Origin of the sequence: Methylobacterium sp. B1 (assembly GCF_000333255.1) — a bacterium.
GTDB classification, from domain to species: domain Bacteria; phylum Pseudomonadota; class Alphaproteobacteria; order Rhizobiales; family Beijerinckiaceae; genus Methylobacterium; species Methylobacterium fujisawaense.
In genome coordinates this window covers 1-6874 of record NZ_BACT01000790.1, presented here as the reverse complement: position 1 = coordinate 6874, position 6874 = coordinate 1, and the positions used below count along the sequence as shown (strand labels likewise).

At 69.1% G+C, this 6874-nt stretch carries 8 protein-coding genes; 2 read left to right on the top strand and 6 right to left on the bottom strand.

The window, feature by feature from the left end; genetic code table 11:
- Positions 1–84 precede the first annotated feature (84 nt).
- Positions 85–1971: a response regulator gene (locus I53_RS22905; protein ID WP_043355050.1), complete on the top strand. Its 1887-nt coding sequence runs from the start codon at positions 85–87 to the stop codon at positions 1969–1971.
- Positions 1972–2456: 485 nt separating this feature from the next.
- On the opposite strand, the gene rplQ is transcribed toward I53_RS22905, so the two are convergent.
- The 5 genes from rplQ to rpsM all read right to left on the bottom strand — a co-directional run bounded on the left by rplQ (position 2457) and on the right by rpsM (position 6033).
- The gene (gene rplQ / locus I53_RS22900) at positions 2457–2867 is read right to left on the bottom strand and encodes a 50S ribosomal protein L17 (RefSeq protein ID WP_043355049.1); all 411 of its coding nucleotides are present in this window, start codon (positions 2865–2867) and stop codon (positions 2457–2459) included.
- A gap of 200 nt (positions 2868–3067) precedes the next feature.
- Complete coding sequence (locus I53_RS22895; RefSeq protein WP_010686165.1) at positions 3068–4087, bottom strand: DNA-directed RNA polymerase subunit alpha; 1020 nt, start codon at positions 4085–4087, stop codon at positions 3068–3070.
- 108 nt (positions 4088–4195) lie between these two features.
- Positions 4196–5068 (bottom strand): MBL fold metallo-hydrolase, encoded by an 873-nt coding sequence (locus tag I53_RS22890; protein ID WP_043355054.1) that lies wholly within the window; start codon positions 5066–5068, stop codon positions 4196–4198.
- A 34-nt stretch (positions 5069–5102) separates the two neighbouring features.
- A complete protein-coding gene (rpsK, locus tag I53_RS22885) occupies positions 5103–5492 on the bottom strand; it encodes a 30S ribosomal protein S11 (RefSeq protein WP_010686167.1) in 390 nt (129 codons plus the stop codon).
- Positions 5493–5664: 172 nt separating this feature from the next.
- Positions 5665–6033, bottom strand: a complete 369-nt coding sequence (gene rpsM / locus I53_RS22880) for a 30S ribosomal protein S13 (RefSeq protein WP_010686168.1) — start codon at positions 6031–6033, stop codon at positions 5665–5667.
- A 252-nt stretch (positions 6034–6285) separates the two neighbouring features.
- Here rpsM and I53_RS22875 point away from each other — a divergent pair, with 252 nt between their 5' ends.
- Positions 6286–6642, top strand: a complete 357-nt coding sequence (locus I53_RS22875) for a hypothetical protein (RefSeq protein ID WP_043355044.1) — start codon at positions 6286–6288, stop codon at positions 6640–6642.
- A gap of 37 nt (positions 6643–6679) precedes the next feature.
- On the opposite strand, the gene I53_RS22870 is transcribed toward I53_RS22875, so the two are convergent.
- A partial coding sequence (locus tag I53_RS22870) for a hypothetical protein (protein ID WP_043355048.1) occupies positions 6680–6874 on the bottom strand: 195 nt, incomplete at its 5' end.

Genomic DNA, 6874 nt, shown 5'->3' with positions numbered 1-6874 from the left:
GCGCATGCGGCTCGCTCACCGTGGAGACGGCCCCGGGTGGGGGAGCCTGCTTCGTGATCGGGATCCCGCGGCAGGCGCCAGTGCATGAGTGACGGTACGGCAGGTGTAGGGACGATCCTGGCCGTCGACGACGAGCCGGATATCCTGATCGCCCTGGAGGACCTGTTCGAGGAGTCCTACCGGGTGCTGACGACCTCGCGCCCCGCGGAGGCGCTGGAGATCCTGCGCGCCGAGCCCGACATCGCCGTCGTGCTCTCCGACCAGCGCATGCCCGGCCTGACCGGCGACGCGCTCCTCGCCGAGGCCCGGACCTTTCACGACGCGCAGGCGATCCTGCTGACCGGCTACGCCGACATCACCGCGGTGATCGCCGCCCTCAACCGCGGCGGCATCGTCGGTTACGTCACCAAGCCCTGGGATGCCGGCCTGCTGCGCTCCACCGTCCGGCAGGCCTTCGAGCGCCATAGCCTCGGCCGGGACCTCGCCACCGAGCGGGCGCTCCTGCGCGGCCTCCTCGACCACGCCCAGGACGCGATCAGCTTCAAGGACGCCCAGGGCCGGTTCGTGCGGCTGAACGCCCGCAAGGCCGCCCTCCTCGGCCACGACATCGCCGCCTGCCTCGGGCGGCGCGAGGGCGAGCTCCTCGGCCCGAAGGCGGCCCCGGTGACGGCGGCGGACGAGGCGGCGATCCGCTCCGGGGCGGTGGCCGAGAGCCTCATCAGCGATGGCCCGACGGGGGCCGAGCAGTGGAGCCACGTGACGCGCGTGCCGATCCGCGATGCCGGCGGCTCGATCAGCCACCTCGCGATGATCGAGCGCGACGTGACCGAGCAGCGGACCCTGGAGGCCCGGCTGCGGCAATCGGACAAGATGCAGGCGCTGGGCACCCTCGCGGGGGGCATCGCGCACGATTTCAACAATCTCCTGACCGCGATCCTCGGCAGCCTCGAACTCGCCGCCCCGAAGGTTGCCGACCAACCGCGGGTCCAGCGGCTGATCGAGAACGCCCGCGGAGCCGCCGAACGCGGCGCGTCCCTGACGAAGCGCCTCCTCAGCTTCAGCCGTGCCCACGACCTCCAGGCACGGGCCGTCGACGTGAACACCCTGATCACCGGGATGAGCGACCTGTTCGGGCGCAGCCTCGGCGGCCTCGTCACGGTCCGGACCGACCTCGAGGAGGGTCTTGCGGCGGTCCAGGTCGATCCGGACCAGCTCGAACTCGCCGTGCTCAACCTCTGCATCAACGCCCGGGACGCCATGCCGGACGGGGGCGCCATCACGGTGGCGACCCGGCAACTCAGCATCGGCGGCGATCCCGAGATCGCCGACGGCACCTATCTGGGCATCAGCGTCACCGACGAGGGGACCGGCATACCGGAGGAGATCCTGCGCCGGGTCTGCGAGCCGTTCTTCACAACCAAGGCGGTCGGCCAGGGGACGGGGCTCGGGCTCGCCATGGTGTTCGGCCTCGCACAGCAATCCAAGGGCCGGCTGGTGATCGACAGCGTGGTCGGGCGCGGTACCCGTGTCGAGCTGGCTCTGCCCTTCGCCGACCAAGCCCCCGAGCAGGCCGCCGAGGCGTCCGGTGCCGCCCCGGTCGCCGGCCGGCGCGCCCGCGTCCTCATCGTCGACGACGACCCGCAGGTGCGGCACGTGACGGCCTCCTTCCTGACCGGATTCGGCCACAGCACCACGGAGGCCGGCGATGGCGAGGCTGCGCTCCGGCTTCTCCAGGGGGACCGCTACGACATCGTCGTGGCCGATCTGGCCATGCCCGGCATGAGCGGCATCGAGCTGGCCGCCGAGATCCGCGACCGGGATCCGCACATGCCGGTCCTGATCCTCACGGGCCACGCCGATGCGATGCAGATCCCCGAGGACCTGCCGGTGCTCGCCAAGCCGTTCCGCTCGGCCGATCTCGCGGCCCGGGTCGCCACGCTGCTGGAGGGTGCGGTCGGGACCTCCGTCTGAGGGGGGCTTGCAACCAACCCGTTGCCGGCTCATTCTCTCTCCGTGGAGCCCGATGGCTCCGGGTTACGAAGAGGAGGTGGACCATGAGCAATCACGGCATCTTCCCGCGCCGCAGGCGTGACAACGATCTGGACCAGGACGGTCCACCGGACGAGTTCCGGCAGGGATAGGGGTTTTCGGAACGCGGCGCGGTCGAGTTCCCGGTCCGTCCGATACGGGCCGCCAGGGCGAGCTCCCGCGACCATCCGAGACGTGGACCCTGCTACAGACCCGTCGGCGCGAGCCGGCGGGTTTTTTATGACTTGCGCATCGTCATCGCGAGCGGAGCGAAGCGACCCAGGGACACGCGACAGCCTGAGACCGCGCGCTGCCTTGGATTGCTTCGCTCCGCTCGCAAGGACGCGGACGCGAAACGCAAGAAGCCGCCCCGGATGAGCCGGGACGGCTTCTCAGACATCGGGAGCGTCGGAACGCCCTTCGAGGTATCAGGCGGCCTCGGCGACCTGGCTCGGACCGGAATCCTTGCCGCGGGCCTCGACGTCGCGATCGACGAACTCGATCACGGCCATCGGGGCGTTGTCACCCTGGCGGAAGCCGGCCTTCATGATGCGGCAATAGCCGCCCGGACGGCCCTTGTAGCGCGGGCCGAGCACGGTGAAGAGCTTCTTGACCATGTCGGCATCGCGCAGCTGCGCCATGGCGAGACGCCGGGTGTGAACGCTGTCGATGCGGCCGAGCGTGATCAGCTTCTCCACCACCGGGCGCAGATCCTTGGCCTTCGGCAGGGTCGTGATGATCTGCTCGTGCTTGAGCAGAGCGACCGACATGTTGGCGAACATCGCCTTGCGATGCTCGGCGGTGCGGTTGAAACGGCGGCCGCGATAACCGTGACGCATGGTGCTGGCTTCCTTTTCGTCTCGGCCGCCGTGCCAAGGTACGGCCGGGTGCCCCGAAATCGGGGCGGTTGATTCCGCATGACCCTGCGGCGGGATTCTTCCGGGACCTCGCGTCGGCTCGGCGAAGTCCCGGGTCTGGACCGGCCAAACCGACGGCGCCGTACAGCGCCGCCCCGTTCAGCCCGAGGCGGCTTCGCCTCTCAGTAGTGCTCCTCGAAGCGCTTGGCGAGGTCCTCGATGTTCTCCGGCGGCCAGCCGGGGATGTCCATGCCGAGGTGCAGGCCCATGCCGGCGAGCACTTCCTTGATCTCGTTGAGCGACTTGCGGCCGAAGTTCGGGGTCCGCAGCATCTCGCCCTCGGACTTCTGGATGAGGTCGCCGATATAGACGATGTTGTCGTTCTTCAGGCAGTTCGCCGAACGGACCGACAGCTCCAGCTCGTCGACCTTCTTGAGCAGCGCCGGGTTGAAGGGCAGCTGCGGCGCGAGCGGCGCGGCCTCTTCCTTGCGCGGATCCTCGAAGTTCACGAAGACCTGCAGCTGGTCCTGGATGATGCGTGCGGCATAGGCCAGCGCATCCTCCGGCGAGACCGCGCCGTTGGTCTCCACCGTCATGGTGAGCTTGTCCTTGTCGAGATCCTGGCCCTCGCGGGTCGTCTCGACGCGGTAGCTGACCTTGGTGACCGGCGAGAACAGCGAATCGACCGGGATGAGGCCGATCGGGGCGTCCTCGGGGCGGTTGCGCTCGGCCGGGACGTAGCCCTTGCCGGTGGCCACCGTGAACTCCATCCGGATCTCGGCGCCGTCGTCCAGCGTGCAGATCACGAGGTCGGGGTTCAGGATCTGGATGTCGCCGACCGTACCGATGTCGCCGGCCGTGACGAGGCCCGGGCCGGTCTTGCGCAGGGTCATGCGCTTGGGCGCGTCCGTCTGCGAGCGGATGGCGATGGTCTTGATGTTGAGGACGATGTCGGTGACGTCCTCGCGCACGCCGGGGATCGACGAGAACTCGTGCAGCACACCGTCGATCTGCACCGAGGTCACGGCCGCGCCCTGGAGCGACGACAGGAGCACCCGGCGCAGGGCGTTGCCCAGCGTCGTGCCGAAGCCGCGCTCGAGCGGCTCGGCGACGACGGTGGCGACCCGCTTGGGGTCGTCGCCGGTCGTGACCTGCAGCTTGTTCGGCTTGATCAGTTCCTGCCAATTCTTCTGAATGACCACGATCCTACCTCTCGTCCATGCCCGGGATCCGCGACGCCCGTTCCCGCGCTTCGGCCGTTCGGCGCCGCCCCTTGGCGCCCCGAACGGTCCCTGAATCCGTGTTTGCCGTTACTCGCCGCCGACCCAGAGTGCCGGAACGAAGCTGTATCCCGCCCCGTCCCGATCCACGTAGCCGAGCGCCGGGAATTCGAGATGCGAGCCGGCGATGAAGGTCCGCTCGCTCGCCACCGCGTCCATGATCTTCTTGCGCGTCTCCCGCGCCTGATCTCCGTCGACGTCGAAGCCCACACCCGCCTGCGGGTTCTTGAACTGGATCGCCGGCAGGTGCACCACATCCGTCCACATCAGCAGCGACTGTCCACCGGAGACGATGCGGAAACCGCAATGGCCCGGCGTATGGCCGGGCAGATGGAGTGCGGTGATGCCGGGCAGAACCTCGCCACCCCGATGCTCCCGCATCCGCTTGGCATAGGGCGCCACGGCCTTCCGGGCGCCCTCGAAATACGGCTTGGCCGCATCCGGCGCCCGCGACAGGGCCTCGTCCGGCAGCCAATGGGCCGCCTCGTCGGCGTGAACCACGATCTCGGCGTTCGGGTATCGGGCCGCACCGTCCTTCACGAGCCCGCCCACATGGTCGGGATGCAGGTGGGTGACGAGAACGGTTTCGATCTCCTCCGGCTTGACGCCCGTGAGCGCCAGCGCCGCGCCGGCCCGGCCGAGGGTCTCGGCCGGAGCCAGATCGCCATAGCCCGTATCGATCAGCACCGGCTTGCGGCCGGCGCCGGTGATCAGGAAGGCGTTCAGCGTGATCTTGGGCTGCTCGGTGCGGAAGCCCGCCACCTGTAGCCGCCCGGCCTCCTCCTGGGAGATCCCCGTGACGAGATCGAGGCTGGCCTGAAACCAGCCGTCGTTGAGCGCGGTGACCGTAAGGTCGCCGAGGTTCCAACGCAGCACGCCCGGAAGCGGCTTCGATCCCGTCATGAGCTTCTCCGTCAAAAGGCTTCTCCGGCGCGGATCAGACGCGGCGACGCTTGCGCGGCCGGCAGCCGTTGTGCGGGATCGAGGTGACGTCGCGGATCGACGTCACCGTGAAGCCCGCGGCCTGGAGGGCGCGCAGCGCCGACTCGCGGCCCGAACCGGGACCCGACACCTCGACCTCGAGGGTGCGCATGCCGTGCTCGGCGGCCTTGCGGCCGGCATCCTCGGCGGCAACCTGAGCGGCGTACGGGGTCGACTTGCGCGAACCCTTGAAGCCCATGGCGCCGGCGGACGACCACGAGATCGTGTTGCCCTGCGCGTCCGTGATGGTGATCATCGTGTTGTTGAACGAGGCGTTCACGTGGGCGACGCCCGACACGATGTTCTTGCGCTCGCGGCGGCGGACGCGTTGCGGTTCCTTAGCCATCTGTTCTCACTCTTCCTTCAGGCACGCCCGTAACACCAGGCGCTCGGGATTCTTCTTGGGACTTGGCTGCTTGGCCCGTGCAGGGCTGGCGAGCCAGGGCCGGGCGCCTCATGGGACGCCCAGCGGGACGGAATGGAGGCCGAGCGAAGCCCGACCTCCCGATCCCAAAAGATTACTTCTTCTTGCCGGCGATCGGCTTCGCCTTGCCCTTGCGGGTGCGGGCGTTGGTGTGGGTGCGCTGGCCGCGGACCGGCAGCTGCTTGCGGTGACGCAGGCCGCGATAGGCGCCGAGATCCATCAGGCGCTTGATGTTCATCGACACTTCGCGGCGCAGATCGCCTTCGACCAGGTAGTCGCGGTCGATCGTCTCTCGGATCGAGAGAACCTCGGCGTCGGTGAGCTGGTTGACCCGACGTTCGGCGGGGATGTTCACCTTCTGGGTGATCTCCTCGGCCTTCTTGGCGCCGATGCCGTGGATGTACTGAAGCGCGATGACGACGCGCTTGTTGGTCGGGATGTTGACGCCTGCGATACGGGCCACGATCACTCTCCATGTCAGGCCCGGGGATCCGGGCTGGTGTCGCGCGCGTCCGGTGGAGGCCGGCCCCTGCGCACGTGAAACGACGACGCGGCCCGCGGGCGGCCCTGGACAGGGCACCTCGGACCATCGTTCGGTTGGACGAAGGAGGGCCTGCTAGCGCGCGGGCGGCCCGATGTCAACGACCGTCAGGCATGGCCGCGTCCCGTCATGCGCCGCGTGCGGGACCCGGGCCGAGATGATCGAGGAGCCAAGATGGCGGTTCTGACCAGCGACGGCGCAACGCTCCGGGCCTTCGCCGATTCGGTGTTGCGGGCCGCCGAGGAAACCCTGGACGAGGTCCTGCCGGTGACGCTCGCGGTCATCGGCGGCATCCTCGCCGAAGCGGAGCCCGGCTCCGTGGCGCTTCAGAGCGCGGATGACGGGCCGCCCCTGCTCTGGGCGACCTTCGCCGGGCACCGCATGGTCTTCCGCTACAACCCGATGACGGCGATGATCGAGCTGCGCATCGGCACCGACGAGGGCTACCCGTTCCGCCTGTTCGGCCACCGCTCGCTTCAGATGGACATCGCCAACTTCTTCGGGAGCCTGCGTCGCGAAGGGCGGATCTGATGCATCGTCCCGGGCGCTGCGAGTCGGCAGCCGCGTCTCAGCGGAAGCCCTGGTTCCGCAGCCGGCAATAGCCGCCCATATCCTGATAGCCCGCGGGGCAGCGGCGGGCGCAGGTCCCCGCCACGTACTTGAGCGGCGGCCGGCAGGCATGGCGGAAGCGCTTCTGCCCGTACACGAAGGACTGGGCGGGGCTCTGCGCGAAGGCCGGCAGAGGGGGGAATGCGACCGCGAG